The organism is Modestobacter sp. SYSU DS0290 (assembly GCF_054050955.1).
This window is the reverse complement of the sequence record NZ_JBJHAI010000018.1, coordinates 1-26,996: the sequence shown is the minus strand read 5'-3', so window position 1 is coordinate 26,996 and position 26,996 is coordinate 1. Positions and strand designations below refer to the sequence as shown.

30 protein-coding genes are annotated in these 26,996 nt (G+C 75.1%); 14 read left to right on the top strand and 16 right to left on the bottom strand.

Translation table 11 applies throughout. From position 1 onward, the window contains the following. Positions 1-1,308 carry an alpha-amylase family protein gene (locus ACI795_RS14825; protein ID WP_457076316.1) on the bottom strand — a complete coding sequence of 436 codons (1,308 nt, stop codon included), beginning with the start codon at positions 1,306-1,308 and terminating at the stop codon, positions 1-3. 100 nt (positions 1,309-1,408) lie between these two features. Between ACI795_RS14825 and ACI795_RS14820 the strand changes: the two genes are divergently transcribed. The 6 genes from ACI795_RS14820 (at position 1,409) to ACI795_RS14795 (ending at position 6,972) form a co-directional block, all read left to right on the top strand. Then, positions 1,409-2,836: an MFS transporter gene (locus ACI795_RS14820; RefSeq protein ID WP_457076315.1), complete on the top strand. Its 1,428-nt coding sequence runs from the start codon at positions 1,409-1,411 to the stop codon at positions 2,834-2,836. Positions 2,837-2,967: 131 nt separating this feature from the next. Continuing rightward, positions 2,968-3,696 (top strand): DUF4129 domain-containing protein, encoded by a 729-nt coding sequence (locus tag ACI795_RS14815; RefSeq protein WP_457076314.1) that lies wholly within the window; start codon positions 2,968-2,970, stop codon positions 3,694-3,696. After that, positions 3,693-4,190: a hypothetical protein gene (locus tag ACI795_RS14810; protein ID WP_457076313.1), complete on the top strand. Its 498-nt coding sequence runs from the start codon at positions 3,693-3,695 to the stop codon at positions 4,188-4,190. The genes ACI795_RS14815 and ACI795_RS14810 overlap by 4 nt, the downstream gene beginning before the upstream one ends. Beyond that, entirely contained in the window at positions 4,187-5,191 is a 1,005-nt protein-coding gene (locus ACI795_RS14805; RefSeq protein ID WP_457076312.1) for an AAA family ATPase, read from the top strand. Before ACI795_RS14810 ends, ACI795_RS14805 begins: the two co-directional genes overlap by 4 nt. A gap of 3 nt (positions 5,192-5,194) precedes the next feature. Continuing rightward, entirely contained in the window at positions 5,195-6,493 is a 1,299-nt protein-coding gene (locus ACI795_RS14800; protein ID WP_457076311.1) for a DUF58 domain-containing protein, read from the top strand. Next, positions 6,490-6,972 (top strand): hypothetical protein, encoded by a 483-nt coding sequence (locus ACI795_RS14795; RefSeq protein ID WP_457076310.1) that lies wholly within the window; start codon positions 6,490-6,492, stop codon positions 6,970-6,972. The genes ACI795_RS14800 and ACI795_RS14795 overlap by 4 nt, the downstream gene beginning before the upstream one ends. A gap of 7 nt (positions 6,973-6,979) precedes the next feature. On the opposite strand, the gene ACI795_RS14790 is transcribed toward ACI795_RS14795, so the two are convergent. The 3 genes from ACI795_RS14790 to ACI795_RS14780 are packed head-to-tail and all read right to left on the bottom strand — an operon-like array spanning position 6,980 to position 8,824. After that, positions 6,980-7,384 carry an ankyrin repeat domain-containing protein gene (locus ACI795_RS14790; RefSeq protein WP_457076309.1) on the bottom strand — a complete coding sequence of 135 codons (405 nt, stop codon included), beginning with the start codon at positions 7,382-7,384 and terminating at the stop codon, positions 6,980-6,982. A gap of 44 nt (positions 7,385-7,428) precedes the next feature. Then, positions 7,429-8,181, bottom strand: a complete 753-nt coding sequence (locus ACI795_RS14785) for a dienelactone hydrolase family protein (RefSeq protein ID WP_457076308.1) — start codon at positions 8,179-8,181, stop codon at positions 7,429-7,431. Between the two features lie 43 nt (positions 8,182-8,224). After that, positions 8,225-8,824 (bottom strand): hypothetical protein, encoded by a 600-nt coding sequence (locus ACI795_RS14780; RefSeq protein ID WP_457076307.1) that lies wholly within the window; start codon positions 8,822-8,824, stop codon positions 8,225-8,227. Positions 8,825-8,949: 125 nt separating this feature from the next. On the opposite strand from ACI795_RS14780, the gene ACI795_RS14775 reads away from it, so the two are divergent. Next, positions 8,950-10,518: a UDP-N-acetylglucosamine 1-carboxyvinyltransferase gene (locus ACI795_RS14775; RefSeq protein ID WP_457076306.1), complete on the top strand. Its 1,569-nt coding sequence runs from the start codon at positions 8,950-8,952 to the stop codon at positions 10,516-10,518. A gap of 77 nt (positions 10,519-10,595) precedes the next feature. Here ACI795_RS14775 and ACI795_RS14770 read toward each other — a convergent pair whose 3' ends face one another. From ACI795_RS14770 to ACI795_RS14760, 3 genes are read right to left on the bottom strand one after another with little or no spacing between them, the layout of a single operon-like run. After that, positions 10,596-11,174 (bottom strand): hypothetical protein, encoded by a 579-nt coding sequence (locus ACI795_RS14770; RefSeq protein ID WP_457076305.1) that lies wholly within the window; start codon positions 11,172-11,174, stop codon positions 10,596-10,598. After that, positions 11,171-11,755 carry a hypothetical protein gene (locus ACI795_RS14765; RefSeq protein WP_457076304.1) on the bottom strand — a complete coding sequence of 195 codons (585 nt, stop codon included), beginning with the start codon at positions 11,753-11,755 and terminating at the stop codon, positions 11,171-11,173. Before ACI795_RS14765 ends, ACI795_RS14770 begins: the two co-directional genes overlap by 4 nt. 38 nt (positions 11,756-11,793) lie before the next feature. Beyond that, complete coding sequence (locus tag ACI795_RS14760) at positions 11,794-12,267, bottom strand: PPOX class F420-dependent oxidoreductase (RefSeq protein ID WP_457076303.1); 474 nt, start codon at positions 12,265-12,267, stop codon at positions 11,794-11,796. Positions 12,268-12,368: 101 nt separating this feature from the next. On the opposite strand from ACI795_RS14760, the gene ACI795_RS14755 reads away from it, so the two are divergent. Together ACI795_RS14755 and ACI795_RS14750 are read left to right on the top strand one after the other, a co-directional pair. Further along, positions 12,369-13,682 carry an AI-2E family transporter gene (locus tag ACI795_RS14755; RefSeq protein WP_457076302.1) on the top strand — a complete coding sequence of 438 codons (1,314 nt, stop codon included), beginning with the start codon at positions 12,369-12,371 and terminating at the stop codon, positions 13,680-13,682. Between the two features lie 85 nt (positions 13,683-13,767). After that, complete coding sequence (locus tag ACI795_RS14750; RefSeq protein WP_457076301.1) at positions 13,768-14,721, top strand: proteasome assembly chaperone family protein; 954 nt, start codon at positions 13,768-13,770, stop codon at positions 14,719-14,721. A gap of 6 nt (positions 14,722-14,727) precedes the next feature. On the opposite strand, the gene ACI795_RS14745 is transcribed toward ACI795_RS14750, so the two are convergent. Then, on the bottom strand, positions 14,728-15,018 hold the full coding sequence (locus tag ACI795_RS14745; RefSeq protein WP_457076300.1) for a hypothetical protein: 291 nt from the start codon (positions 15,016-15,018) through the stop codon (positions 14,728-14,730). 36 nt (positions 15,019-15,054) lie between these two features. Here ACI795_RS14745 and ACI795_RS14740 point away from each other — a divergent pair, with 36 nt between their 5' ends. Continuing rightward, positions 15,055-15,213 (top strand): hypothetical protein, encoded by a 159-nt coding sequence (locus ACI795_RS14740; RefSeq protein ID WP_457076299.1) that lies wholly within the window; start codon positions 15,055-15,057, stop codon positions 15,211-15,213. Between the two features lie 140 nt (positions 15,214-15,353). On the opposite strand, the gene ACI795_RS14735 is transcribed toward ACI795_RS14740, so the two are convergent. From ACI795_RS14735 to ACI795_RS14705, 7 genes are all read right to left on the bottom strand, one after another. Continuing rightward, positions 15,354-17,012, bottom strand: coding sequence for a catalase (locus ACI795_RS14735; RefSeq protein ID WP_457076298.1), 1,659 nt, complete (start codon positions 17,010-17,012; stop codon positions 15,354-15,356). After that, a complete protein-coding gene (locus ACI795_RS14730; RefSeq protein WP_457076297.1) occupies positions 17,009-17,479 on the bottom strand; it encodes a Fur family transcriptional regulator in 471 nt (156 codons plus the stop codon). The genes ACI795_RS14735 and ACI795_RS14730 overlap by 4 nt, the downstream gene beginning before the upstream one ends. Before the next feature lie 157 nt (positions 17,480-17,636). Beyond that, positions 17,637-18,293, bottom strand: a complete 657-nt coding sequence (locus ACI795_RS14725) for a DUF6518 family protein (protein ID WP_457076296.1) — start codon at positions 18,291-18,293, stop codon at positions 17,637-17,639. Positions 18,294-18,370: 77 nt separating this feature from the next. Further along, a complete protein-coding gene (gene ligD, locus ACI795_RS14720) occupies positions 18,371-19,288 on the bottom strand; it encodes a non-homologous end-joining DNA ligase (protein ID WP_457076295.1) in 918 nt (305 codons plus the stop codon). After that, the gene (gene ligD / locus ACI795_RS14715; RefSeq protein WP_457076294.1) at positions 19,285-20,757 is read right to left on the bottom strand and encodes a non-homologous end-joining DNA ligase; all 1,473 of its coding nucleotides are present in this window, start codon (positions 20,755-20,757) and stop codon (positions 19,285-19,287) included. Before ligD (ACI795_RS14715) ends, ligD (ACI795_RS14720) begins: the two co-directional genes overlap by 4 nt. 10 nt (positions 20,758-20,767) lie before the next feature. Further along, positions 20,768-21,754 carry a non-homologous end joining protein Ku gene (ku, locus tag ACI795_RS14710; RefSeq protein ID WP_457076293.1) on the bottom strand — a complete coding sequence of 329 codons (987 nt, stop codon included), beginning with the start codon at positions 21,752-21,754 and terminating at the stop codon, positions 20,768-20,770. Positions 21,755-21,932: 178 nt separating this feature from the next. Beyond that, positions 21,933-22,523 carry a DUF1360 domain-containing protein gene (locus tag ACI795_RS14705; RefSeq protein WP_457076292.1) on the bottom strand — a complete coding sequence of 197 codons (591 nt, stop codon included), beginning with the start codon at positions 22,521-22,523 and terminating at the stop codon, positions 21,933-21,935. Positions 22,524-22,704: 181 nt separating this feature from the next. On the opposite strand from ACI795_RS14705, the gene ACI795_RS14700 reads away from it, so the two are divergent. Together ACI795_RS14700 and ACI795_RS14695 are read left to right on the top strand one after the other, a co-directional pair. Beyond that, positions 22,705-23,226: a hypothetical protein gene (locus ACI795_RS14700; RefSeq protein WP_457076291.1), complete on the top strand. Its 522-nt coding sequence runs from the start codon at positions 22,705-22,707 to the stop codon at positions 23,224-23,226. A gap of 261 nt (positions 23,227-23,487) precedes the next feature. Then, positions 23,488-23,877, top strand: a complete 390-nt coding sequence (locus ACI795_RS14695; protein ID WP_457076290.1) for an STAS domain-containing protein — start codon at positions 23,488-23,490, stop codon at positions 23,875-23,877. Positions 23,878-24,007: 130 nt separating this feature from the next. Here the strand turns inward: ACI795_RS14695 and ACI795_RS14690 are convergent, their stop codons facing one another. Further along, the gene (locus ACI795_RS14690) at positions 24,008-25,018 is read right to left on the bottom strand and encodes a DNA topoisomerase IB (protein ID WP_457076289.1); all 1,011 of its coding nucleotides are present in this window, start codon (positions 25,016-25,018) and stop codon (positions 24,008-24,010) included. A 271-nt stretch (positions 25,019-25,289) separates the two neighbouring features. On the opposite strand from ACI795_RS14690, the gene ACI795_RS14685 reads away from it, so the two are divergent. Both ACI795_RS14685 and ACI795_RS14680 read left to right on the top strand, forming a co-directional pair. Further along, the gene (locus tag ACI795_RS14685) at positions 25,290-25,835 is read left to right on the top strand and encodes an ATP-binding protein (protein WP_457076288.1); all 546 of its coding nucleotides are present in this window, start codon (positions 25,290-25,292) and stop codon (positions 25,833-25,835) included. Continuing rightward, positions 25,832-26,833, top strand: coding sequence for an RNA polymerase sigma factor SigF (locus ACI795_RS14680; protein ID WP_457076287.1), 1,002 nt, complete (start codon positions 25,832-25,834; stop codon positions 26,831-26,833). Before ACI795_RS14685 ends, ACI795_RS14680 begins: the two co-directional genes overlap by 4 nt. The last annotated feature ends 163 nt before the right edge of the window (positions 26,834-26,996 follow it).

The following is a 26,996-nucleotide window of genomic DNA, read 5'->3' as shown; positions in this document are numbered from 1 at the left end:
TCAGCAGCCGGCGACCACCGCCCAGCCGTGCGGCTCGAGCCGGACGCCGTCCCGCTGGACCTGCCCGGCGCCGGCCAGCAGCGCGCCGGCGCCCGGTGCGGGCACCAGGGCGGGGGTGTCGGCCAGGTTGAGGACCACCACCAGCCGTTCGCCGTCGCCGCTGCTGACGTAGCTCAGCTGGGTGTTGTCCCGGTGCAGCACCTCGGTCCGCGCGGCGTGCAGCCAGCGGTGCCGGCGGCGCAGCCCGATCAGCTCCTGGTGCAGGTGGAACGTCGGCTCCCCGAAGGGGGCCAGCTCGTCGGGGCCGGCCGGGAAGGCCGGGCGGACCGCGTCGTCCCCGCCGGCGCGGTCCTCCTTGACCCCGGTGAACGCCTGCTCGTCGCCGGCGTAGACCGACGGGGTCCCGCCGACCGTGAACAGCACCACCAGCGCGTGGGCCAGGTGCCGGGGGTCGGTGAGCCGGCTGGCGATCCGGGTGACGTCGTGGTTGCCGACGAAGGTCAGCGGCACGAACGACCGCAGGAACTCGTCGTGCCGGCCCAGCGCGTGCGCCAGCTCGTGCAGGTTGCCGTCGTTGAGCGAGCTCCAGATCGCCTTCCACAGCTCGTACTGGGTCACCGAGTCCAGGCCGGACTCCCGCACGATCCCGGCGTAGTCGCCGTGGATGACCTCGCCGACGAACCAGGCTCCCGGGTGGCGCTCCCGGACGCGGGGCAGCACCCCGGCCCAGAACGACGGTGGCACGGCGTAGGCGGCGTCCAGCCGCCAGCCGTCGGCGCCGCGGTCCAGCCAGTGCGTCATCGCGTCGGTGACCAGGTCGGCCACGGCCGGGGCAGCGTGGTCCAGGGCGACCAGCTGGCCGTGGCCCTCGAAGGTGTCGTACTCCGGCTCGGCGCCCGGGCCGTCCGGCCAGCGCAGCCGGAACATCCCGGCGGTCGGCGCGTCCGGCCCCTGCTCCAGCACCGCGCGGAACGCCGGGTGCCCGCGGCCGACGTGGTTGAACACCCCGTCCAACAGCACCCGGATCCCGCGGTCGGAGCAGGCGGCGACCAGCGCGTCGAAGTCGGCGTCGTCACCCAGCCGCGGGTCGATCCGCCGGTGGTCCTCGGTGTCGTAGCCGTGCGTGCCGCTGGCGAACACCGGCCCGAGCGCCAGGCCGTTGACGCCCAGCTCGACGGCGTAGTCCAGCCAGTCGACCAGCTGCGGCAGCCGGTGCCGGACGACGTCGTCGCGCCGTTCCCGCTCCGCCCCCACGAAGCCCAGCGGGTAGACGTGCCACCACACCGCGTCCTGCACCCAGCCGGCCATGCGCCCACCTCCTCGTCGCCGCCCACGCTACTGACCGGTACGTCCGCTGGCCGGAAGCCCCCCGGCCCACCCCGGCCTCCCGCGGTTAACGTGCGGTTCCGTGACGCAACCAGGTGCCCCGGCCAGCACTGCCGCATCGGCGAGCACCCCGCCACCGCCGCCCGCCCTGGTCCCGGTGCTGATCTACCTGGCGATGCTGGTCGCGGTGATCAGCAGCCTCGGTGCGCCGCTGATCCCCGCGATCGCCGAGGCCAACGACGTCTCGGTGACCACCGCGCAGTGGGCGCTGACGGTGACCCTGGTGGTCGGCGCGGTCGCCACCCCGGTGATCGGCCGGCTGGGCGACGGACGGCACCGCCGCACCGTGGTGCTGGTCGTGCTGACCGTGGTGCTGCTGGGCAGCGTGCTCGCCGCGCTGCCGCTGGGGCTGGGCTGGCTGATCGCCGGACGGGGACTACAGGGGCTCGGGCTGGGCATCACCCCGCTGGCGATCGCCACCGCGCGCACGGCGCTGCAGGGGGAACGGGCCCGCTCGACGGCGGCCGCGCTGTCGGTGACGGTGGCCGCCGGCGTCGGCCTCGGGTACCCGCTCACCGGGCTGATCGCCGAGCTGGGCGGGGTGCACGCCGCGTTCTGGTTCGGCGCCGCGGCCAGCGCGCTCGCCCTCGCCGCGGCCGCCGCCGTCTACCCGCACCCGCCCGCGACCGCCGCCCGCCGGCTCGACGTCCTGGGGGCCGTGCTCCTGGGCACCGGGCTGGCCAGTGGGCTGCTGGCGCTCGGTGAGGGCGAGGACTGGGGCTGGGCCTCCCCCGCCGTCCTCGGGCTCACCGGGCTGTGCCTGGCCACCCTCGCCGGCTGGGTGGTGTGGCAGCTGCGGACCGACGCCCCGCTGGTGGACCTGCGGCTGGCCCGCGGGGCCACCGCGGCGACGGCCCACGTCGGCGCGCTGCTGATCGGGCTGGCCAACTACCTGCTGCTGTCCTCGGTGCCGCGACTGGCGCAGACCCCGGAGTCCACCGGCTACGGCTTCGGTTCCTCGATCGTCGTCGCCGGGCTGGTGCTGCTCCCCTTCTCCCTCGCCAGCTTCGCCGCCGGCCGGGTGGCCAAGCCCCTGGAGCGGCTGGTCGGTGCCCGCTGGATGCTGCCGATCGGCGCGCTGGTGCTCGCCGTCGGGGAGCTGCTCGTCGGCTTCGCCCGCACCGACCTGTGGCAGCTCTTCGCGGCCATGGCCGTGGCCGGCCTGGGCGTCGGGACCACGTTCGCGGCGCTGCCCGGGCTGATCGTCACCGCCGTCCCCGCCGGGGAGACCGGCAGCGCGATGGGCCTGAACCAGGTGTTCCGGTACATCGGCTTCGCGGTCGGCAGTGCGCTGAGCGCGACCGTGCTGGAGGTGGCCACCCCGGCGGGCAGCGCCTTCCCCACCACTGGTGGCTACGCCGGGATCGCCGTGATCGGCTGCGGCGCCTGCCTGCTGCTGGCCGTCCTCGCCCCGGCGCTCACCCGGCGGCGCACCGTGCCGGCCGGCTGAGCGTCCGCCGACACGTCGTTGCAGCCACTGCACTCTGAGCTCGGGCACTCCTCGATGCCGTGACTGCACCGCGCGCCCGACACCGGCTCCGACGCGCTTGCCCCGCGCCGGCCGGGATGGTCGAGTGCAGCGTGGTCTCTCCCCCGCCCGCCGGTCCGGGGCGCCCCGTCCTGCGCACCGCGATCGCGGTCGGCGCCCTGCTGGCGGTGCTGGCCCTGGCTACCCTCGCCGCACGGGCCGGCTCCTACGCGACCCCGCTGCCGCCGTCCGCCACCGCCGCGTCCATCGGCCCGGCAGCGCCGTCGCGCGCGCTGCCCACCCCGAGCGAGGACGCGGCCGGACCCACCACCCTGCCGCTCGAGCCGGGCCGCAACGTCATCGGCGAGGTGACCGTCTGGCTGGTGCTGCTCCTGGCGCTCGCCGGCCTGGGCCTGCTGATCGCGATGGGCACCCGCTGGCGGCCCCGGCTGCCCGGTCGCCGGCCCCCCGCCGCGGCGGCCACCACCGGCGGCGGGGAGCCCGGCGCGCTGCCTGCCGCGGTCGACCGCGCCCTCGCGGCGGTCGAGCAGCCCGACGCCCGCGACGCCGTGGTGGCGGCGTGGCTGCTGCTCGGCCGGGCAGCTGCCGACGCCCGTACCCCGGCGCACCCGGCGGAGACCTCCGCCGAGTACGGCGCCCGGCTGGCCGCGGTGCACGGCCTGCCCGCGCCCTCGGTCGACCGGCTGGCCGAGCTGTACCGCACCGCCCGGTTCAGCTCGCACCCGATCGGGCCGGCCGAGCGCGCCGCCGCCCGCGCCGGCCTGGAGGAGCTGCGCGCCGCGCTGGCCACCGGAGCGGGCACCGCCGGGGACCGGCGGTGAGCCCGCGGGGAGCCGCGGCGCTCGCCGGGTCCGGCGGCGCGGCGATCGGGCTGCTCGCCGTCCTGGTCGGGCGGCTGTCGGGCTGGGCCCTGTCGCTCCCGGTGGCGCTGGCCGCCGGGGTCGCCGGTGGGCTCCTGCTGCTGGCCGGCTCCCGGCTGAGCACCGCCGACCCGGCGCCCGAGCTCGCCGTCGACCCGCCGGAGGCGGCCACCGCGGCCTCGTTCGGCGACCTCGCCTCGCTGCGCTTCGCCGTGGAGCAGGACAGCCGTGACCCGCGCCGGTTCGAGACCCGGCTCCGGCCGCGGCTCGTCGCGCTGGCCACCGACCGGCTCTGGCTGCGGCACGGCCTGGACTGGCGCACCCCGGAGGGCCGGGCCGCCGCCACCCCGCTGCTCGGGCCGGCGCTGCTCGCCCTGCTCGTGGCGCCCCCGCACTCCCTGCGGTCGACCCCGCAGGCCATCTCCGACTGGACCCGCGACCTGGAGGCCCTGTGAGCGCACCGACCCCCGACCGGCCCGTCCCCGAGCTCGACGCCGCCCGCACCGCCGAGCTCGCGGCCGCCGTGCTGGACCGGGTCGGCGAGGCGGTGGTGGGCAAGCGCGACCGCTTGGAGCTGGTGCTCGCCGCGGTGCTGGCCGGCGGGCACGTGCTGCTGGAGGACCTGCCGGGGCTGGGCAAGACGCTGGCCGCCCGCTCCTTCGCCCAGGCACTGGGGCTGGAGTTCCAGCGGGTGCAGTTCACCCCCGATCTGGTCCCGGCCGACGTCACCGGGTCCTTCGTCTACGCCCAGCAGCGCGGCGACTTCGAGTTCCGCCCGGGCCCGCTGTTCGCCGGGCTGGTGCTCGCCGACGAGGTGAACCGCACGCCACCGAAGACGCAGAGCGCCTTGCTGGAGGCGATGCAGGAACGGCAGGTGACCGTCGAGGGGCGGACCTTCGAGCTGCCCGACCCGTTCTGCGTGCTCGCGACGGCGAACCCGGTCGAGTACGAGGGCACCTACCCGCTCCCGGAGGCCCAGCTGGACCGGTTCCTGCTCCGGGTCTCCTTCGGCTACCCGACCCCCGAGGAGGAGTGGCAGGTGCTGTCCCGGCGGCTGGCCCGCCGGCGCGAGGAGCTCGAGCTGGCGCCGGTGACCGACGCCGGCACGCTGCTGGCGATGCGCCGGGCCGTCGAACGGGTCGAGGTCGAGGAGTCGGTGAGCCGGTACTGCGTCACGCTGGCCGCCGCCACCCGCGCGCGCCCCGAGGTGCAGGTCGGCGCCTCGCCCCGCGGCGCGCTGGCGCTGGTGCTCACCGCCCGCGCGCTGGCCGTGCTGCGCGGCCGTGACCACGTCGTCCCCGAGGACGTGAAGGCCGTCGGCGTCGCCGCACTGGGCCACCGGCTCACCCTGCGGCCGGAGACCTGGATGAACCGGATCGGCGCCGACGACGTCGCCCGGGCCGTGCTCGGCGAGGTGCCCGTGCCGGCCAGCCGGCTCGCCGGCAGCGTCGGCTGAGCGGTGCACTGGCAGCCCACCGCGGCGCTGGCCCGGGTCACCGTGCTCCCGGCGGCGCTGGCCCTGCTCGCCGTCCTGGTCCGCCGGGTCGACCTGCTGGTGCTCGCCGCCCCCCTCGCGCTGGCCGCGCTGGCGCTGACCCGCCGTCCCTCCGGTGAGGCCCGGGCGCAGGTCGACCTCACCGACGCAGCGGTGCCCGAGGGCGCGCCGCTGGCGCTGACCGTCCGGGTGGCGGGCGGGCCGGGCGCGCAGACCGGCGCCGTCGCCGTCGCCACCCCGGGCTGGGTGCAGCCGGCCGGCGGCGGCACGGTCGACCGGGTCGAGCGCCCGGACGCCGCCGGGGGCCTGTCGGTCACCGTCGACCTGCTGGCCCAGCGCTGGGGCCACGCCGCCGTGGGTCCGGTGCTGGTCACCCTCTCGGCGTGCGGCGGGTTGCTGCGGGCCGGCCCGGCCGAGCTGCCCGCCCGGCGGGTGCGGGTGCTGCCACTGTCCGCGCCCTACACCGGCGCCGCGCTGGTTCCCCGGGCACGGGGCGGGATCGGCCTGCACCGTTCTCCACACCGCGGCGAGGGCACCGAGCTGGCCGGGGTGCGCCCGTTCGTGCCGGGTGACCGGATCCGCCGGATCAACTGGCGCACCTCGCTGCGCGCCGGCGAGCTGCAGGTCACCGCCACCACCACCGAACGGGACGCCGACGTCGTGCTGCTGGCCGATGCCCGCTTCGACGCCGGCACCAGCGAGGGCATCGGCGGCCGGGCCAGCGGCGTCGACGTCACCGTCCGGGCCACCGCCGCCCTGGCCGCCTTCTACCTGCAGCTGGGTGACCGGGTCGGGCTGGTGACCTACGCCGCCAGCGGCCGGGTGCTGCCCGCCCGCGCCGGCCGCGGCCAGCTCGACCGGCTGCAGTCGGCGCTGCTGGACACCTCGGCGCCGCGGACCGGTGGCGTCGAGCCGCGGATGCCGGTGCCGGCCGGCCTCGACCCCCGGGCCCTGGTGCTGGTGGTCAGCCCGCTGGTCGGCCGCCACGTCGGGGAGACCGCGGCGGCGCTGAGCCGGGCCGGGCACCCGGTCGTGGTGGTCGACACCCTGCCGGCCGACGCCCTGCCGGGGCCGGCCGACGACGGCCCCTGGACCGGGCCGGTCACCCGCTTGTGGCTGCTCGAGCGGGACACCCGGGTCCGGCAGCTGCAGTCACTGGGCGTCCCGGTGGTGTCGTGGACCGGCCGCGGCACGCTGGACGCCGTGCTGGTCGAGCTCACCCGCGCCGCCGCGCGGTCCGGTGGCCGCGGGGTGCGACGGTGAGCCCCCGGGTCGCCCTGGCGCTGGCCGGGATCGCCGCGTTGCTGCTCCCGGCCCCGGAGCTGACCGTTCTCGGCGTCGGCCTGACCCTCGCGGGCCTGGTTGCGCTGGGCGCGGCCCTGGTGGCGCCCGGATCGGCGGCCTCCGGCGTGCTCATCGCCGTCGCCGCCCTGTCCTGGCTGGCCACCGGGGACCCGGGGGCCTGGAGCCGGCTGACCGCGCTGGCCTTCGCGCTGTCCCTCGTGCACGCCGCGTCCGCGCTGGCCGCGGTCACCCCGCGGACGGCGCGGGTGCCCGCCCGGCTGCTGCTGCGCTGGGCAGGCTGGGCGGCGGGAGCCACCGCCGGCGGGGCGCTCGTGGTCGCCGCGGCCGGCCTGCTGCCGGTGCCCGCGCCGGTGCCCACCACCGTCGCGGCACTGGTCGCGCTGCTGGCAGCGGGGGCTGCCCTGCTGCTGACGCGCGCCGAGCGGCCGGGCGGCTGACCGGCGGTCAGCCGGCGGGACGCTCCAGCAGGGCGGTCATCTCCGGCAGCTCGAAGAACTGGGCCGTGGCGCGGGCACTCGGGCCACCGGCGTCCGGGTCGGCGCCAGCGGCGAGCAGCGCGCGCACGGTGTCGGCGGACTGCTTGAACACCGCGGCCGCCAGCGCCGTCTGACCGCGGTCGTTGGCCCGGTCGGGCTCGGCGCCGCGCTCCAGCAGCGCGGCGACCGTCTCCGGGTGACCGTGGTAGGCGGCCAGGACGAGCAGGGTGTCGCCCTTCTCGTTGGTCAGGTTCACCGGGACCCCGGCGTCCACGTAGGCGGCCAGCTCCTCGGTGTGCCCGGCCCGGGCCAGGCCGAAGACCCGCTGGGCCAGGTCCAGGACGCCCTGCTCGATCGGCTGCTGCTCGCTCATCCCGCCCAGGGTATGCGCCCGCGGCGGGACGAGCGGGCAGGTGGTCAGCGCCCGGCGACCCGGTCGGTGAGCGCGAGCACGTGCCGCCAGGCGTCGTCGCAGGCACCGGCCCACTCCCCGAAGGCCCGGTCGAAGAAGGAGTGCGGAGCGCCCTCGTAGACGACGTCGTCGACCTCGGCCCCAGCGGCGCGCATCGTGGCGGCCAGCTCCAGCTGGTCCTCCACCGGCGTTGCCGAGTCGGCCCCGGCGATGATCATCACGACCGGCTTCGCAGCGCGCTGCGCGGCGTCCCCGACCATGGACGGCCGGCCGTAGAACCCGGCCGAGCCGGCGATGTCCAGGTCGCCGGCGGACTGCCGCCAGGCGTGGCTGCCGCCGAAGCAGAAGCCCACCGTGACCACCGGCAGCGTCGGGTCGGTGCGGCTGCGCAGGTACTCGACCGCAGCCGCGGTGTCGGCGTCGACGCCCTCGGCGGTGGTCTGCGGGATGTGGCTCTGCCAGTCGAAGTCCTCCTCGCGGCTGCCGGTGCCGGCCACCCCGGCCGTGCGGCCGAAGTAGTCGATCGCGACGGCGGGGAGACCCGCCTCGGCGAAGCGCTCGGCCAGGGCCACGTAGTAGGGGTGCAGGCCACGGATGTCGGGGAGGATCACGACGCCCGCCGTCGCCGGCCCCGCGGGGGCGGCGAAGGCGGCGGTGAAGTCGGTGCCGTCGGCGGCGGTGAGGGTCAGCGAGCCGCGTTCGGCGACGTCCCCGCTGCGCGGCGGGGCGGGTGGACGGCTGTCGTGGTCGTGGCACATGACTGCGGTTCTACCGTCGCCCCCCGCCGGGCGCAGCGGGAGCTCAGCTCTGGTCGCCCCCGCCGCCGTTGTCGCCGCCCCCGCCGTCGCCGTTGCCGTTGTCGGCCGCGGAGTCCGGCGCGCTCGGGTCACCGCCGAACACCTTGGCCGCCACGTCCCGGCGCACCTCGGTGACCCAGTCGTGCTGGCGGTTGGCCTGCCGGATCAGCCCGTCGAGCAGGTCGGCGTCGATCCGACTGTCGACGGTGGCGGCGATCCGCAGCGTCTCGAAGCCGCTGCGCTTGCCCCGCACGGCGGAGGCGAGGAACTCGAACTCGACCAGCTCGCTGGACGGGGACCGGCTGAGCAGGTGACCGTTCAGCTTCGCCCGGCTGGCCTTCTCGGCGACCCAGGTGGCCCACTGCTTGTACTGCCGCACCGGGAAGCCCAGCGCCCGGGCGACCCCGGTGATCGCGGTCTTCTCCTCGCGGAGCTCGTCGAGCAGCTGCCGGAGGGGCTGCTCGAGTTCCGTCCCCCGGTGCACGCCGATCATCCGCGAGACCAGCTCGATGCCGCCGGCGGCCGCGGCGATGTGGTCGTTGACGTAGACGGCCAGCAGCTCGGGGTGGGCGACGCCGCCGGTCGACGCCGGGTTCTCGGACACGTTGATCTCCTCGCAGACGGTGCCGGGTTCGGCGGGTCCATCATGTCCGTTGCCCCCGGCACCGGCACCCGGGCGAGGCGCGGGCCCCTCGCCGGCGGCGCCGCCACGCCCGCCATGCCGATCTCATGTGTGAGATAACCTGCTCGGCGATGACGCTCACCGAGGAAGCCACCGGTCAGTCGCTCCGCCAGATCGGCGCCCTGGTCCGCGACGCGCGCCGGCACCACGGGCTCACCCAGGCGCAGCTCGCCGAACGGCTGAACACCAGCCAGAGCGCGATCGCGCGGATCGAGCAGGGCAACCAGAACCTCACGCTGGAGCTGCTCGGCCGGCTGTCGGCGGCGTTGGAGAGCGAGCTGATCACCGTCGGCCGCCCCGGCCCCACCCACCTGCGGGTGCACGGCGGCACGCCGCTGTCGGGCAGCGTCACGGTGAAGTCGTCGAAGAACGCCGCCGTCGCCCTGCTGTGCGCCTCCCTGCTCAACCGCGGCCGGACGACGTTGCGCAACGTCTCCCGGATCGTCGAGGTCGACCGCATCCTGGACGTGCTGACCTCGATCGGCGTCTCGGCCACCTGGGACGAGGCCGGCCGGGACCTCACCCTCGTCGTCCCCGAGCAGCTGGACCTGGCCGCGATCGACGCCGACGCCGCCCGGCGGACCCGCAGCATCATCATGTTCCTGGGTCCCCTGCTGCACCGGGCCGACGTCTTCGAGCTGCCCTACGCCGGCGGCTGCAACCTGGGCACCCGGACCGTCCAGCCGCACATGATCGCGCTGCGGCCCTTCGGCCTGGAGGTGGAGGCGCGGGCCGGCGAGTACCACGCGACGGTCCGCCCGACGCAGGGCCGGGACCGCACGATCGTGCTGACCGAGCGCGGCGACACGGTGACCGAGAACGCGTTGCTGGCCGCCGCCCGGCACGACGGGACGACGACGATCCGCAACGCCAGCCCGAACTACATGGTCCAGGACCTGTGCCTGTACCTGGAGAAGCTCGGCGTGCGGATCGCCGGCTTCGGGACGACGACGCTGGTGGTCACCGGTCGGCCGGTGCTCGACGCCGACGTCGACTACACCATCTCCGAGGACCCGGTCGAGGCGATGAGCCTGCTCACCGCCGGCATCGTCACCAGCTCGGAGCTCACCGTGCGGCGGGCGCCGATCGAGTTCCTGGAGATCGAGCTGGCCACCCTCACCGAGATGGGGCTGCGCTACGAGCTCTCCCCGGAGTACCCGGCCGACAACGGGCGCACCCGGCTGGTCGACATCACCATCCACCCCTCGCAGCTGCGCGCACCGATCGACAAGGTGCACCCGATGCCGTTCCCCGGGCTGAACATCGACAACCTGCCGTTCTTCGCGGTCATCGCGGCGACCGCGACCGGCGAGACGGTGATCCACGACTGGGTCTACGACAACCGGGCCATCCACCTGTCGGACCTGACCCGGCTCGGCGCCGACGTCCGGCTGCTCGACCCGCACCGCGTGCTGGTCTCCGGGCCGACCCGGTGGTCGGGAGCGGAGATCGTCTGCCCGCCGGCGCTCCGCCCGGCGGTCTGCATCCTGCTGGCGATGCTCGCGGCGAAGGGGCAGTCGGTGCTGCGCAACGTCGATATCATCGCCCGCGGCTACGAGCAGCTCTACGAGCGGCTGGTGGAGATGGGCGCCCAGATCGAGGTCTTCAGCGACTAGAAGGACCCCGTCCTCCTCGCCCCTCGCACGCTCGGGGCGAGCCTCTGGACGGGGCCGAGGGGTCGGGGGCCGTTCCGTCAGCCGCGGAGCAGGACGGCGACGCCGACGCAGGCAAGGGCCCACAGGCCGCTGGCCAGGGTGCCGATGATGAACCGCTCCGCGGCCACCGGGGCCTTCACCTCGTGGAACCGACCCAGGCCCTTCACCGCGACCAGCACGGCCAGCCCCTCCTGCCAGCCGGCCAGCACCGTGCCGGCGATCACCGTGCGCTCCAGCACGCCGATCCAGGCGCCACCGCGCAGCACCTCCGGATCGGCGACGCTGCGGGGAGCGGGCTTGCCGGCGACGACCTCGGCGCCGGACACCGCCGACGGGGGGACCGCCGTGGGCTCGGCGCGCTGCGGGTCGGCGGCGCGCAGCACGGCCATCGCCACCGGGCCACCGCCCAGCGCGGCCGCCGCGACGGCGAGCACGACCGCGGCCGCCTCGACGACGGCGCCGGTCCGCCCGGCGAGCCAGGCGAGCACCGCCGCTCCGGCGAGCAGCACGACCAGGCCGAGCGCGCCGACGGGGGTGCGCACCCGCTCCCCGCGGAGCGTGAGGCCCGCGCCGACGGCCGCGACGGCAGCCAGGACCAGCAGGCCGGCGACGCTCACGCCGCCGCCCGCGCCAGCAGCCGGGCCGCGGTGGGCCGCAGGTCCCGTTCGACCTCCCACAGCCCGGCGGCCAGGCGCTGCCCGACCGCCTGACGGCTGACCCCCAGGGCCGCGGCAGCCTCGGCCTGGGTGCGCCCGCCCTCGACCAGCCGGACCGCCTCCTCGGCCTGGTCGCTGCGCCGCTCCAGCAGCGCCGCGAGCGCGGCGAGCACCGCCTGCGCGTCGGCCGCCGTCTCCGGCACCGGCCCGCGCACCGCGATGCGGACCGGACGTCGCTTGGCCGCCTCGACCGCGGCCCGTGCGGCGACGAAGGCCGGCCCCGTCCCCGCGCGCGTGCTGGCCGGCAGCGGCCGCTGCACCGGCCCGGCGCCGATGCCGATGCTCCAGTCGCCCTCCCGCACCAGGCGCCGGACCACCTCGACCACCGCGGCCGGGTCGTCGAGCAGGCCCTGGAACTCATCGCCCGCAGTCCGCTCGAAGCGCAGCACCACGGGCACGCCGGCCAGCGCCCGCAGCGCAGCGGGCACCCGGTCAGGGGTGCGACGACTGGCCCGCTGGTCGACGGTCATCACGAACGGCACCAGGCAAGTTCAGCACCTTGCTTCACAAAGAGCAAGGCTCAGGGCTTGGCGGGCGTGTCCAGCTCCGGTGGGAAGCCGCCGGTGGCCACCGGCCCCCACCGCTCGACGGTGACCCGGAGCAGCACCTTGCCCTGCCGCTGCATGGCGGCCCGGTACTCGTCCCAGTCGGGGTGCTCGCCGCTGATCGAGCGGAAGTACTCGACCAGGGGCTCGAGCGCCTCGGGCAGGTCGAGCACCTCGGCCCGGCCGTCCACCTGGACCCACGGCCCGTCGAAGTCCTCGGAGAGGACGCAGAGCGACACCCGCGGGTCACGGCGGGCGTTGGCCACCTTGGCGCGCTGGGGGTACGTCGAGACGACCACCCGCCCCTCCGGGTCGACCCCGCACGTCACGGGTGAGAGCTGCGGGTTCCCGTCGGCCCGGCGGGTCATCAGCAGGGCGTGGTGCCGGGGACGGAGGAAGGCGAGGAGCCCGTCGCGGTCGACCCGGTCGGCGGTGGCGGTCTTCGGCATGCCCGGAACCTACGACGCGCCACCGACGGTCCGCCCGGCGGGCGACGGAGATCGCACCGCGCCGACGAGTGCCGGTCACCCGGGTGTGCTGGGATCAGCGCATGCCCGACCAGAGCCCCGAGTCCCGCCCCGAGGCGCCGTCCGACCAGGGGATCTCCCCGCACGAGTCCGGGGCCACGACTCCCGACGCCGGTTCCAGCCCGGGCGTGCCCACCCACGACGACACCATGGTGCCCACGCGGTCACCGGTCCCCGGCCCGGAACGCGCCCGCCGCTTCCAGGCCGCCGCCCGGGTGCTCGCGATCGGCTCCGGCGAGCTGGTGCTCGTGGTGCTGGCCCTGATCATCATCGGCTACGTCCTCGGCAAGCTCTGGGTGGTGCTGCTGCCGGTCGTCCTGGGGCTGCTGTTCACCACCGTGCTCTGGCCCTTCGCCCGCTTCCTGCGCAAGCACTCCTGGCCTGCGGCGCTGGCCGCCCTGGTCACGCTGGTGCTGTTCCTGGCCGCCTTCGGCGGCATCATCGCCTGGATCGCCCCCCAGGTGGTCGGCCAGGTCGAGGACCTCGCCGACCAGTTCAGCGCCGGCCTGCAGGAGGTGCAGGAGTGGCTGGCCGGGCCCCCGTTCAACCTGGCCGACGGCCAGATCGACGACGCCATCGACAGCCTGATCAACCAGGTGCAGTCCAACGCCCAGAACATCGCCGGCTACGCCTACACGACCGCCACCACCATCGGGAGCATCATCATCAACCTGGTGCTGGCGCTGGTGCTGACCTTCTTCTTCCTCAAGGACGGGCCCCGCTGGGTCCCGTGGCTGGCCGCGCAGACCGGCCCCCGGGCCGCACCGCACGTGGCCGCGCTGTCGTTCAAGACCTGGAAGACCCTCTCGGAGTTCATCCGCCAGCAGGCGCTGGTCGGCTTCGTCGACGCGTTCTTCATCGGCCTCGGGCTGCTCGTCCTGGGCGTGCCGCTGGTGCTGCCGCTGGCGGTGCTCACCTTCTTCGGCGCCTTCATCCCGATCATCGGCGCCTTCACGGCCGGCGCGTTCGCGGTGCTGATCGCCCTGGTCAGCAACGGGTTCACCACCGCGCTGATCGTGCTGGGGATCGTCGTCCTGGTGCAGCAGCTGGAGGGCAACGTGCTCCAGCCGATCCTGCAGGGCCGGGGGCTCAACCTGCACGCGGCCGTGGTCATCCTCGCGGTCACCGCCGGTGCCAGCCTGGCCGGCATCATCGGCGCGTTCCTCGCCGTGCCGGTGGCCGCGCTGATCGCGGTGGCCTACCGGTACGGGCGCGACGTCCTCGACGACCTGCACCCGGAGGTGGAGCCCGACGGCACCCGCCGGGTGCTGACCGGGGACACGTCGGGGGCCGAGCTGGTCAGCGAGAACGCGGAGGACCCGAACCCGGTCCGGTGACCCGGAGGAGGGACGGCGGGAATGCCGCCGTCCCTCCCGAGGCTTTCCCAGTCGACCCGTCGGATCGTTCCCAGGAGGCCGCACCGTGCCGCAGCGACCGGAGGACCTCGTCGAGGTGCTCCCCGAGGCAGACCCGTTCCTCGCCCGTGAGGAGCAGGTCGGTTCACCGGAGGAGCGGCCCGGCCTGGTGCTGGTGCACGACCTGGCCGGGGAGTTCGACGCCGCACACGCCGCCGCCCTCGCCGGCTCGCACCTGCTGGCCACGCTCCCGCACGAGCTGATCGCCCGTTTCGACGTCGACAGCCTGGTCGACTACCGCGGTCACCGGCCGCGGATGACCTTCTCCGGCGACCGCTACGAGTCGATCACCTCCCCGGAGATCAACCTGTACGCGGTGGAGGACGACGGCGGCCGCCCGTTCCTGCTGCTGCACGGCACCGAACCGGACTTCGCCTGGGAGCGGTTCGTCGCCGCGGTCGCCGGGCTGGTCGAGCAGCTGGGGGTGACCACCGTCGTCGCGCTGCACGCGATCCCGATGCCGGTGCCGCACACCCGGCCGGTCACCGTGACCGCGCACGCCACCCGGCGCCAGCTCATCGAGTCCTACCCGGTGTACTGGGGCGAGATGCGCATCCCCGGCAGCGTCGGCGCACTGCTGGAGCTGCGCCTGGGCGAGGCCGGCGTCGACGCGCTCGGCGTGGCCGCGCACGTCCCGCACTACCTCGCCCAGGCCACCTACCCGGCGGCCTCCCTCACGCTGCTGGAGCACCTGGAGCAGCTCACCGGGCTGCACGTGCCCACGGAGACGCTGCGCGAGGCGGCCGAGTCCAACCGCACCGAGGTCGACGAGCAGATCGGCCGGTCGGCGGAGAACACCTCGGTGGTGGCCGCCCTGGAGGAACAGTTCGACTCCTTCACCGCAGCGCGCGAGGACACCGGCCTGCTGGGCACCGCGGGCCAGGTGCCCAGCGGCGACGAGCTCGGCGCCGAGCTGGAGCGCTTCCTCGCCGAACAGGACCGCAAGCGCCCCCGCGACTGACCGGGCTCACCCCAGCAGCACCCTGGCGACCGCCACCGCCTGCGGGTCGGCGGGGTCGGCGGCGCGCAGCCAGGCGGCCAGCGGGCCGGCCAGCGCCGGGGTGACGGTGGCGATCCACCCCGCCGTCCGGGCACGGGCGTCGGCGACGTGCTCCGTGCCGCCGCCCGGCAGGTGCGCGACCACCTCGGGCCGGGAGGCGAGCAGTCCCTGCACCCGCCACTCCCCCGGCGTCGTCCGGGCGGCCAGCTGGTCCAGCCGGTCGGCGGCGGCCCTCAGCTGCTGCGCGGCGTCGTCCACGGGTCCAGTCTGGTCGCACCGACCCGAGGAGCGAGCGTGACCGAGGACGCACGTCCCACCCGACCGCGCCCGGCCGAGCCGGAGGGTGGTGACCCGGTCTGCTGGCTGGACCGGGTGTGCCCCGACTGCGGACGGCTGGCCGAGGACCCGGCCGCCGTCCGCTGCGCCCGCTGCGGGCAGTCCCTGCCGGGCTGACGCGCCGCCGGCCCGGGCACGAGGGACCAAGGAGCCGGCCGCCCAGACCTGACGCGGAGAGCACTGCGGGCCGCGCCCGGGAGTCCGGTCGCGGCCCGCAGTGGTGGTGCGGTGATGCAGCGGGCCTCAGCCCGCGGTCGTCACTTGGCGACGACGACGTGCTCGTTGGGCACGCAGTGCGTCATGACCAGGCCGGTGACGTCGCGCGGGCCGTTCTTGCCGAGGTTGGCAGCGCGCTGCTTCTCCTCCTCCGACAGCGTCTGGGTCTGCAGCGGCGGCAGGCCCCGGACGTCGTCGGCGGTGATGCCGAGCGCGTCGCCGACCCGCTGGCCCCACTCGTCCTCGCACATGAAGAAGTGCCAGACCATCCGCTCCTGGATCTCGCGGCGGCACTGCTGCAGGGCGCCGACGAGGTTGTTCACCAGGTCGTCCTTCTCCCACTGCTCCGACAGCAGGTAGCGCTCGCCGGCCTGCTTGTAGTCGTTGGTGCGCGGGATCCGCTTGCGGGTGAGCCGGCCGGTGATCTCCGGGCCCTGCTCGTCGTGGGTCGGGTACTGCGCCTCGCGCAGGCCACCGGTGATCGACGGCTCGTAGTTGACGTGCGGGTTGTCGCCCACGACGTCGCGGCCGTAGGACATCGGGCCGCCCTGCTGGTTGGTGTGCACGCCGACCTTGGGGCGGTTCACCGGCAGCTGCAGGTAGTTCGGCCCGACCCGGTAGCGCTGGGTGTCGGAGTAGGAGAACGTCCGGCCGACCAGCATCTTGTCGTCGGAGAAGTCCAGCCCGTCGACCAGCACGCCGGTGCCGAAGGAGATCTGCTCGTTCTCGGAGAAGAAGTCCTCGGGCATCCGGTTGAGGGTCATCGTCCCGACCTTGCGGAGCGGGAAGACCTCCTCCGGCCACACCTTGGTGTCGTCGAGCGGGTCGAAGTCCAGCTCCGGGTGGTCGTGGTCGTCCATCAGCTGCACGTGCAGCTCCCACGAGGGGAAGTCGCCGGCCGCGATGGAGTCGTACAGGTCCTTGGTGTGCGCGCCCAGGGTCTGGGCCTGCACGGCCGCGCCGTCGGCGGCGGTGTAGGACTTCACGCCCTGCTTGGGCAGCCAGTGGTACTTGACCAGCTTGGTCTCACCCTCGGCGTTCACCCACTTGTAGGTGTTCACGCCGAAGCCCTGCATGTGCCGGTAGGTGGCCGGCAGGCCGCGGGGGCTGAAGACCAGGGAGACCATGTGCATGGCCTCGGGGGTCTGGCTGAAGAAGTCGAACGCCCGCTCGGCGACGCTGGCCTCGAAGGTGACCGGGTCCGGCTTCTGGGAGTGGATGAAGTCGGGGAACTTGATGGCGTCCCGGATGAAGAAGACACCCAGGTTGTTGCCGACGAGGTCCCAGTTGCCGTCCTCGGTGTAGAACTTCACCGCGAAGCCGCGGGGGTCGCGGGCCATCTCCGAGGAGTCCCGCCCACCGGCGACGGTGGAGAAGCGGATCGCCAGGTCGGTCTTCTTGCCCTTCTCGGAGAAGAGCTTCGCCCGGGTGTACTTCGCGATCGGCTCGTCACCGACGGTGCCGTCGGCCTCGAAGTAGCCGTAGGCGGTCACGCCACGGGCGTGCACCACGCGCTCCGGGATGCGCTCCCGGTCGAAGTGGCTGATCTTCTCGAGGAACTGGTAGTTCTCCAGGGTGGCCGGGCCACGTGCGCCCACCGTCCGCTGGTTCTGGTTGTCGTAGACCGGGTGGCCCTGACGGTTGGTCAGGATCGGACGGTCGTCGCCGGCCTTGCTGCCCTGCGATGCGACGTCGGTCATGCTCCCACTCCCCTTCGGTTCTCTGTGCCTGTTGCTGATGCGTGCTCCCTGCGCGCGGCCTGACAGCCGGCGCAGATGCCCCAGAAGACGACCTCGGCCTCGTCGACGGCGAACCCCGCCGTCTGCGACGGGGTCAGGCACGGCGCCTGTCCCACCACGCAGTCGACGTCGGCGACCGCACCGCACTCCCGGCAGACCAGGTGGTGGTGGTTGTCCCCGACCCGCAGCTCGTAGCGCGCCGCACTGCCGGCGGGCTCGATGCGGCGGGCGAGGCCTCCCCCGACCAGCGCCTTGAGCACCCCGTAGACCGCCTGCGGCGAGATCGAGGGGTGCGCGGCGCGAGCGGCGGTGACGATCGTGTCGGCGTCGACGTGCGGGTGGTCGGCGAGGACGTCGAGCACGGTGAGCCGGGGGCGGGTGACCCGCAGCCCTGCTCCGCGCAGCTCGTCTTCCCAGGCCGTCTCCATCGCCGTCGACTCAACCCTGTTTTCTTGAGTCAGTCAAGACAAGACCGGGTGAACTCGGCGTGTCACCCCCGGAAGAGCGACACGAACACACAGTCGGATCGTCCGCCGGGTGTGCGGTGGTGGCGACCCGGGGCGGCGTGTCTCCGTGCCCGGCGGGTCACCCGGCGCCGAGCACCGCGTTCACCAGTTCGGTGCCCACCCAGCCGGCCGGGACCACGACCGCCAGCACACCCAGCACCGCCAGGCGCTGGCGCCAGGTGCGGGCCAGCAGCGCGACGGCCAGCCCCGCGGCGACCATGACCCATCCCGCGGCCCCCTGCCACGGGAAGTGCACCTGCCGGTACGCGCCCTCCTGCACCAGCACCCCGGCCAGCAGCGCCAGCCCGAGCACCGCTCGGCGCGGCCCGCCGGCGCGCCACCACCAGCCCGCCGTCCCGAAGACCAGCCCGGCCACCACCCCGGCCACCAGCCAGACGACGACGGTGCCCGGCCGGACCGGCAGCAGCTGCACCGCCTGCGCCGCGTAGTAGCCGCCGACCAGCAGCAGCTCGGTGGCGACGGCCGCGGTCACCGCGCCACGCCACCGGCGGGCCAGCGCACCGACGGCGAAGGCGGGCAGGCACCAGGCGGCCACCGAGTTCGCCCAGGCCGCCCACGGATCGGCCAGCTCCCCCTGCGCCCACTCGGTGAGCACCCCGCCGCCGGCGCCGACCACCAGCACGAGGACAGGCAGCCACCAGCGGGCCGACTGTCCCCGCGACGGCGCGGGCGGCGACGGGGAAGAAGGCGCGGGCGACGGCAGGGTGGTGGTCACGGCCGCCAGCCTGGCGGACCCTGCCCGGCGGCACATCGGCCCGCGGGGTGATCCCGCCTCATCCCCGAGGACGAGGGTCAGACCGGCGGCAGCGCGGCGCGTCGGCGGTCGGCGACGTCGAAGAGGTCGCCGAGCTCCTCGACCCGGGCCAGCACGTCGGCGGTGCGGAACACCAGGGTGCCCGGGTCGGCGCCGTCCCGGACGGCGTCCACCTCCTCCCACGCCAGCGGCGTGGAGACCGTCGCCCGGGGGCGTGCGCGCAGCGAGTACGGCGCGACCGTGGTCTTGGCGGTGTTGTTCTGGCTCCAGTCGACCAGCACCTTGCCCGGCCGCAACGCCTTCTCCATCCGCCACACCACCTGCTCCGGTGTCTCGCGGGTGAGCTGCTGGGCCAGCCGCTTGGCGTAGCGACTGGGGTGCTCCCGGTCCTCTGCGGTGACCGGTGCGTACACCTGCAACCCCTTGGAGCCCGACGTCTTCACCACCGGGTCCAGCCCGTCGGCGACCAGCACCTCCCGCAGCCGGTGCGCCACCTGCGCGCACTCGGTGACGCCGGTGCCCGGCCCAGGGTCCAGGTCGAGCACCAGCAGGTCGGGCAGCTGCGCGACGCCGCCGTCGTCGACCCGCCACTGCGGCACGTGCACCTCCAGCGCCGCCAGGTTGGCCGACCAGGCCAGGTCGGGGACGGCGGAGAGCAGCACCATGTCCAGCGTCTCCCGGCCGCGCGACGAGCCGGGCGAGGGCACCGTCACCGACGCCACCCACTCCGGGGCGTGCCGCGCGCTGTTCTTCTCGAAGAAGGCCTGGCCGTCGACCCCGGCGGGCCAGCGGGTGAAGGTGACCGGGCGGCGGGCCACGTGCGGCAGCAGCACCGGCGCGATCCGCACGTAGTAGTCGATGACCTGCGCCTTGGTGAAGCCGACCTCCGGGAACAGCACCTTGTCCAGGTTGCTGACCTCCAGCTGGCGGCCCTCGATCTGCACCCGTTGCCTCACGACGGCTCCACCACCACGTCCTGCGGCCGGACGTCCTCGCGCAGGCCGCGCCAGGCGGGGTGCCGCAGCCGGCCCTCACGGGTCCACTCCCCGAACCGGACCTCCCCCACCAGCTCCGGCTCGACCCAGTGGGCGTCCCGGGTGACCTCGCGCGGCAGCGTGCCGGCGAACGGTGAGGTGGTGCGCGGGGTGAGCAGCGGCGCCAGGTCGGCCAGCGCCCTCGCGGTGAACCCGGTGCCCACGTGCCCGGCGAACACCAGCCGGCCGGCGTGGTCGTGCACCCCCACCAGCAGCGACCCGATCCCCCCGGCCCGCCGCCCCTCCCCCGGCCGCCAGCCGCCGACGACGACCGCCTGGGTGCGCAGGTTCTTCACCTTGCGCCAGTCCGGTCCGCGCCCGCCGGGCCGGTACGGGGAGCCCAGCCGCTTGGCGACGACGCCCTCGAGCCCGTTGTCCCGGCTGGCCGCCTGGATGGCCGGGCCGTTCCCGCGGAACCACGGCGTGGTCACCCACCGGTCGTTGCCCAGGCCCAGGGCGTCCAGCCGTTCGCGGCGTTCGGTCCACGGCCGGTCGAGCAGGCTCTCCCCGTCCCAGGCGAGCAGGTCGAACACCAGGTAGCTCACCGGTGCCGCGGTGGCCAGCCGGGCCACCTCGGGTCCGGTGCGGTGCATGCGCCCCTGCAGCCGGCCGAAGTCCGGGCGGCCGCGGGGGTCCAGCGCGACGACCTCACCGTCGAGGACGGCGTCGTGCCCGGACAGCGCCGTCGGCAGCGGGGCGAGCTCGGGGTAGGTCGCGGTCACGTCGTTGCCGCTGCGCGCCCGCAGCCGCAGCACGCCGCCGCGCACGTGCGCCAGCACCCGGACACCGTCCCACTTGAACTCGTAGCCCCACCGGTCGTCCGACGCGGGGGGCAGCTCCCCGAGCGCGGCGAGCATCGGCGGGAGGTCCTCGGGCACGCCGGCGGCGACCGGCGCCGCCGGCACCGGGTCGGGGTCGAGCCTGCGCAGGTTCCAGCTGCCGTCGGGCAGCCGGAACAGCACGTGGCGACCGGTCAGCCGTCCGCCGTCGAAGGCGACGGTGACGTTGTCGTCGGTCCACTTCTCGGTCGCGTACCGGCCGGCGTCCCAGATGGTCGACACCCCGCCGCCGTACTCCCCGGCCGGGATCACGCCGGAGAACGAGGCGTACTCCAGCGGGTGGTCCTCGGTGGGGACGGCGAGCCGGTTGACCCCCGGTTCGGTCGGCGGGCCCTTGGGCACCGCCCAGCTCTTCAGCACCCCACCGCGCTCCAGCCGCAGGTCCCAGTGCACCCGCTCACCGGTACGACCGCGGGGCGTGTGGTGCTCGTGGACGACGAAGACGTCGTCGTCACCCCGGGGCAGCGGCTGACCGGCCGGCGGGACCGGCTCGGTGGTGCGAGCCGGATCGCGCCTGGCGCGGTAGGGCGCCAGCGGGTCGGAGGCGGACACGGAGCTCGGGTCAGGCGGTCTTGCGCGCCCGGGGCGTGCGCTTGGCCGGCTTCTCGTCGGCGTCCGCGGACTGCGCCGCCTTCTTCGCCGGGGCGGCCTTCTTGGCGGCTGCCTTCTTCGGGGCCTGGTCGGCGGAGGTGGCCTTCTTGGCCGGGGCCTTGCGCGCGGTCGTCTTCTTCGCAGGCGGTGCCTGGTCGGCGTCGTCCTGCCCGGCGGGTGCGGCGCCACCCGCCCGCTCGACGCTGCGCCGCAGCGCGCTCATCAGGTCGACCACGGCCCCGCCGCCGTCGTCGGCGACGTCGGGGGCGGGCTGCACCTGACCGCCGGACTGCTTGGCCTCCAGCAGGGCCTGCATCGCCTCGCGGTAGTCGTCGGTGAACTGCGTGGGGTCGAAGTCGCCCGCCATCGTGGAGATGAGCGACTCGGCCATCGCCAGCTCCTGCGGGCGCACGGCGACGTCCTCGTCGAGGAAGCCGAAGTCCGGCCGCCGGATCTCGTCGGGCCAGCGCATGGTGTGCAGCACCAGCACGCCCTCCCGCACCCGCAGCGCGGCCAGCGACTCCCGCTGGCGGATCGCGATCTTGGTGATCGCCACCTGGCCGGCGTTCTCCAGCGCGGTGCGCAGCAGCACGTACGGCCGGGTCGCGACGCCGTCGGGCTCCAGGTAGTAGGTCTTCTCGAAGTGGATCGGGTCGATCTGCTCCTGGTCGACGAACTGGAGCACCTCGATCTCCCGGGTGGTCACCAGGGGCAGCTCGTCGAAGTCGGCGTCGGTCAGCACGACCAGCTGGCCGTCGGGCAGCTCGTAGCCCTTGGCGATGTCGCCGTACTCGACCTCCTCGCCGTCCACCGCGCAGACCCGGCGGTACTTGACCCGGCCGCCGTCGGCCTTGTGCACCTGGTGGAAGCGGATGTCGTGGTCCTCGGTGGCCGAGTAGAGCTTGACCCCGATGCTGACCAGCCCGAAGGAGATGGCGCCCCGCCAGATCGACCGCACGACTGACCTCCCGCCCCGGGCCGGCGACGCCGGCATCTCGACAAGATCGAAGGATAGGCAGGTCGGCGCCCCCGCGGCAGCGCGAGACGGTCACCCAGCGCAGTCGACCACCCGGGAGGGTGACCCGCCGGCCCTGGCACCGCGTGCCGCGGCCGAGCACGCTGGGTGACCGGTCGGGTCAGACGGCTTGACCGGTCACGTCCTCCGGGGGCGGGTCCCCGCCGGGCCGCAGCGCACCGTTCTGGATCGCGTCGTAGACGAACTGGAGCACGTCGGAGCCGGCGACCATCGTCATCGTCAGGGCGGCCAGCCGGGTGGCCCGGGGCGCGGCCACGTACCCGAGCACGAAGCCGGTGCCGACCCACTGCGCCATGCAGAACGGGCAGGTGAGCAGCTCGCCGACGGCGTGCTTGACCCCGCCGTGCTCGCGCACCTCCTCGGCGACCTCCGCCTCGCCCGAGGTGCCCTGGTAGCTGACGAAGGGGGCGCGGACGGGTGCGGTCACCGGGTCCTTGGCGATCCGCCGGGCCAGCCGGAACGTGCCGATGGTCAGCAGGGCGGCGTCACCGAGCGGGATCCGGGAGGGCAGTTCCCGCCCCGAGGCGCGGATCGCGGCGGCCGCCGTGCCCACCAGGCCCACGTAGACGCCCATGGCACCCAGGTCCGCGCCGAGCGGTCGCGCCTCCCCGTGGGCGTACTCCTGCTTCTGGGTGCGCGCCCAGCGCCGGAGCGGTGCGCTCGCGCGCTGGACGTCGTCGGTGATCGCCATGCCCGCCCCGCTACCCGCCGCCGGCCGCGGGCATGCCCGGCGCGGGCGGGAGCCGGGTCACGCATGCCGTCGGGGAGCGCGGGTAGGGGCTGCCCACGACGCCGGTCACCCGACCGGTCCCCCCGTCCAGCCGGACGGACGAGCGCGCCCGCCCCTGAGGCGCGCAGAACGGAGGCACACCATGACCGACCCGGACCGCGCCGCCCGCGACTCCGCCCTCAACGACGCCGAGTTCCCCGACGACGAGCGCGGCCTCACCAGCACCGAGGACGGCCCCCGCGGCGACGTCGGCCCCGAGGGGCAGACCGCGCGCGACGTCTTCCCCGAGGACAACGGGGTGCCGGAGGTCTCCCAGGACGACAGCCCCACGATGGCGCGCGCCGAGGACCCGGAGTTCGCCCCCGAGCCCGGCGGCCGCGACGACCACCAGACCGTCGCCTTCGGCACCACCGCCTACGAGCAGTCCGAGGGCGAGTCGCTGTCCGGCCGGCTGGACCGCGAGATCCCCGAGGACGCCTCCGACGTGCGCCCCGCCGAGGACCCCGACCGTGCCTCCGCCCAGCTGGACCAGGACGAGGACACCGACCGGCTCAGCGACTCCGGGACCAACCGCACCGGCGACGACGTCGAGGCCTTCGCCGACGCCCCGGTCGGCGGCGAGGGTCCGGAGGAGAGCGCCGTCCACGTCGTCGAGAACACCTGATCGAGGGCGCCGGGGGCCGCGGTGCTGGGCACACCGGGCCCCCTTTCGGGTGCGCGCAACCGTTTGGATTGGTGCGCCGATCATGGCGCGACTAGGTTGGGCGCCGCGGTTGAGCAGCCAGCCGCCGCCTGCCCGGGCCCTCCGGACCAGGTGTCCGGAAGACCCGGTGCACGGGGTGTGAGAGGCCGGACGCGTACGCCAGTACGCTGTCCAGGCGTCCGCGCGCCCAGCGCGCACCGCCCCTGAGAGGAGCTGCAGTCCGTGACCTCATCCGACTCACCCGCCGAAGGCACGTCGGCCGCGGCTGACACGAACGAAGCCCCCTTCGACGACGTGATCACGCTGTCGACGTCCACCGACGACGACGGCACCGTCACCGTGACGGTCATCGGCGAGGTGGACACCTTCACCGCCCCGGTGCTGCGGGCCTCGCTCGACACCCAGCTGGAGCAGCAGCCCACCGCGCTGGTCATCGACCTCTGCGGCGTCCAGTTCCTCGGCTCGGCCGGCCTGGCCGTGCTCGTGGAGACGCAGAAGTCGGCCCGCTCGCGCGACGTCGGCCTGCGCCTGGTGGCCAACACCCGCGCGGTCACCCGGCCGCTCGAGGTGACCGGGCTGATCGACCTGTTCACCATCGCCGAGAAGGCCTGATCCGAGGCCTTCCGCACCGCTTCGCACGCGACGGCGCCCCGCTCCGGCGGGGCGCCGTCGCTGCGTTCCGGGTCGGCGTCGCCCGGGATCAGCTGAGCTGATTGTGGGAGCGGAGGTGGCCGGCCCGGCGTCAGGCGGTCAGCAGGCTGCAGACCGCGGTCTCCAGCGTCCGCTGCGCCGTCCGGTCGTCCGGGGCCTCCGCCGCCTCCGCCAACGCCTCGGCGATCGTCTCGCCGTGCTCGTAGCGGTCGACCACCCGCGGGTCCACGTAGCTGGCCTTCGCGACCGTCGGGGTGTTGCCCAACTGCTCCGAGACGCGCACGTAGGCCTCCCGCACCGCCTTCTTCCGCGCCGTCCGGCTGGCCGGTGCCGGCTGCTCGGCGAGCGCGGCGGCCATCATCACCGTTGCCGTCCAGGTGCGGAAGTCCTTGGCGGTGATCTCCGCGCCGCTGATCTCCTTGAGGTAGGCGTTCACCTCGTCGCTGGTCACGTCGTGCCAGCTGCCGTCGGCCAGCCAGTAGCCGAGCAGTTCCTCACCGGTCTCGGGCGGGCGCTCCAGCAGCTGCCGGACCACCGTCGCGGTGGGCTGGTCGGTCAGCTCGATCTCGCGCTCGATCCCGCCCTTGGCGGTGTAGGAGAAGAAGGTCCGCTCACCCCGCACCCGGACGTGCTCCCGGCGCAGCGTGGCCAGGCCGTAGGTGCCGTTGTCCTCCGCGTACTGCTCGCTGCCCACCCGGAACGCACCCAGGTCCAGCAACCGCACCGCGGTGGCGAGCACCCGGTCCCGGGTCAGCCCACGCTTGCGCAACGCGGCGACCACCTCGTCGCGGACGTCGGGCAGCTGGTGGGAGATCTCCAGCACCCGCTCGTGCTTGGCGGCGTCCCGCCGGGCCCGCCACTCGTCGTGGTAGCGGTACTGCCGGCGTCCGGCTGCGTCGGTGCCCACCGCCTGGATGTGGCCGTTGGGCCAGGGGCAGATCCAGACGTCCTTCCACGCCGGGGGGATCGCCAGGCCGCGCACCCGGTCCAGCCGTGCGTCGTCCTTGATCAGGGCACCGCTCTCGTCCCGGTAGGAGAAGCCCCGGCCGGCGCGGCGCCGGGTCCAGCCCGGGGCGTGCACGTCGCTGCGGCGGAGTCTCACGGCTGGGAGATGGTCGGCTCGCCGCCGTTCCAAACACAGCCCGTCGCCGGACCACTCACCGCGGTGACGACGGTGTTTGGCGGAGGGCCCCGTTGGGCACCGCCGCCAGGTGGTCCGACTACCGTCGGGTCAGCGGGTCCTGCCCGCACACGCACCCGCGGGGCGACCGCTCGTCGCTCGCGTGCCGGCAACGGTGCCGCACCCGGGTGCACCGGATGGACCGCCACGCCCCCGGCCGGGAGCGTGGGGACGACGAAGGAGCAGACGACGCATGGTCGACACGACGGGCGCCGCCCCCACGGGTGAGCGGCGGGCCGAACGGTTGGAACTGCGGGTTCCGACCTCCCCGACGCAGCTGCCTGCGGTCCGCGCGATGACCGGGGACCTGGCGATGCGGATGGACTTCGACCTGGACGCCGTGGAGGACCTGCGGCTGGCCGTCGACGAGGCGTGCGCCACCCTCGCCGCGATCGCCCTGGGCGGCTCCCCGCTGACGGTGGTCTTCGAGGCCACCCGCGAGCACCTGCGCATCGACGCCTGGGTGCCGACGGCGGACGGGGTCGACGTGCCGCGGGACGGCTTCGGCTGGGCGGTCCTGCACACGCTGGTCGACACGGTCGAGGCCGGGCCGAACGACCAGGCCACGGTCCCGGCCGGGAACGGTTCGACCGACCCGGTCGCGTGCATCGCGATGGTCAAGCGGCTCCGCCGGTACAGCGTCGCGGCCGGGCTCGCCGACGCGCTCGGCGACCCCCTCGACGACGAGGTCCTGGCGGACGGCGGCCCCACCGACCACGACGTCTCGGTCGCACGGTGACCCGGTCGGCTGCCACGGACCAGCCGGCCACCGATGACGTCCTCGACGCCGGTGCCCCGGCCCGCCCCCGCACCCCGGCCGACGTCGCCGGGGCGAGCGGCAGCGACATGACCACCGACGCCACCGCCCCGGCCGGCCTCGCCGCAGCCGCCCCCGCGCCCGAGGCCGCTGCGGTCGACCCCACGGCGGCCGACCCGGCCGCCGCCGACCTCGCCGCGGACCCGGTGCCGATCTCGGACAACCGCAAGCGGGCCGAGCGAACGGCACCGCTGTTCGCCGAGCTGGCCGGCCTGGAGAAGGACGACCCCCGCCGGGAGCGGCTGCGGGAGATCCTGGTCGAGGAGCACCTGCCCCTCGTCCGGCACTTCGCCCGCCGGTTCAGCAACCGCGGCGAGCCGTTCGACGACCTGCTGCAGGTGGGCACCCTCGGGCTGATCGCCGCGATCGACCGCTTCGACCCCAGCCGGGGCGTGGAGTTCCTCTCCTTCGCGGTGCCCACCATCACCGGCGAGATCAAGCGCCACTTCCGCGACCAGGGCTGGTCGGTGCGGGTGCCGCGGCGGCTGCAGGAGCTCCACCTGTCGCTGAACGCGGCGGTCAGCGAGCTGTCCCAGAAGAACGGGCACGCCCCGACGCCGTCGGAGCTGGCCGAGCACCTGGGCATCCCGCGGGCCGAGGTGCTCGAGGGCCTGGCGGTGGCCAACGCCTACCGCAGCAGCTCGCTGGACGAGCGGCTCTCCGGCGAGGAGGACTCCCCCACCCTGGCGGCGACGCTGGGCGAGGAGGACGCCGCGCTGGAGGGCGTGGAGTACCGGGAGTCGCTGCAGCCGCTGCTGGCCACCATCCCGGCCCGCGAACGCCGGATCCTGATCCTGCGCTTCTTCGGGAACATGACCCAGTCGCAGATCGCCGCGGACATCGGCATCTCGCAGATGCACGTCTCCCGGCTGCTGTCCCAGACGCTGGCCAAGCTCCGCGAGGGCCTGCTCAAGGACTGAGGACCCCGTGCCCCCACCGCTCGCGGGCTCGCGGCGGGACCCTGGCACGGGGGCCGGAACGGGGGGGGGGGGGGGGGGGGGGGGGGGGGGGGGGGGGGGGCGGGGGGGGGGGGGGGGGGGGGGGGGGGGGGGGGGGGGGGGGGGGGGGGGGGGGGGGGGGGGG

What these genes read in the sequence shown, in the direction of transcription:
- ACI795_RS14825 (WP_457076316.1), bottom strand. Translation starts at nt 1,308, where the DNA reads ATGGCCGGCTGGGTGCAGGACGCGGTGTGGTGGCACGTCTACCCGCTG.
- ACI795_RS14790 (WP_457076309.1), bottom strand. Translation starts at nt 7,384, where the DNA reads ATGAGCGAGCAGCAGCCGATCGAGCAGGGCGTCCTGGACCTGGCCCAG.
- ACI795_RS14785 (WP_457076308.1), bottom strand. Translation starts at nt 8,181, where the DNA reads ATGTGCCACGACCACGACAGCCGTCCACCCGCCCCGCCGCGCAGCGGG.
- ACI795_RS14775 (WP_457076306.1), top strand. Translation starts at nt 8,950, where the DNA reads ATGTGTGAGATAACCTGCTCGGCGATGACGCTCACCGAGGAAGCCACC.
- ACI795_RS14760 (WP_457076303.1), bottom strand. Translation starts at nt 12,267, where the DNA reads ATGCCGAAGACCGCCACCGCCGACCGGGTCGACCGCGACGGGCTCCTC.
- ACI795_RS14755 (WP_457076302.1), top strand. Translation starts at nt 12,369, where the DNA reads ATGCCCGACCAGAGCCCCGAGTCCCGCCCCGAGGCGCCGTCCGACCAG.
- ACI795_RS14735 (WP_457076298.1), bottom strand. Translation starts at nt 17,012, where the DNA reads ATGACCGACGTCGCATCGCAGGGCAGCAAGGCCGGCGACGACCGTCCG.
- ACI795_RS14730 (WP_457076297.1), bottom strand. Translation starts at nt 17,479, where the DNA reads ATGGAGACGGCCTGGGAAGACGAGCTGCGCGGAGCAGGGCTGCGGGTC.
- ACI795_RS14705 (WP_457076292.1), bottom strand. Translation starts at nt 22,523, where the DNA reads ATGGCGATCACCGACGACGTCCAGCGCGCGAGCGCACCGCTCCGGCGC.
- ACI795_RS14700 (WP_457076291.1), top strand. Translation starts at nt 22,705, where the DNA reads ATGACCGACCCGGACCGCGCCGCCCGCGACTCCGCCCTCAACGACGCC.
- ACI795_RS14685 (WP_457076288.1), top strand. Translation starts at nt 25,290, where the DNA reads ATGGTCGACACGACGGGCGCCGCCCCCACGGGTGAGCGGCGGGCCGAA.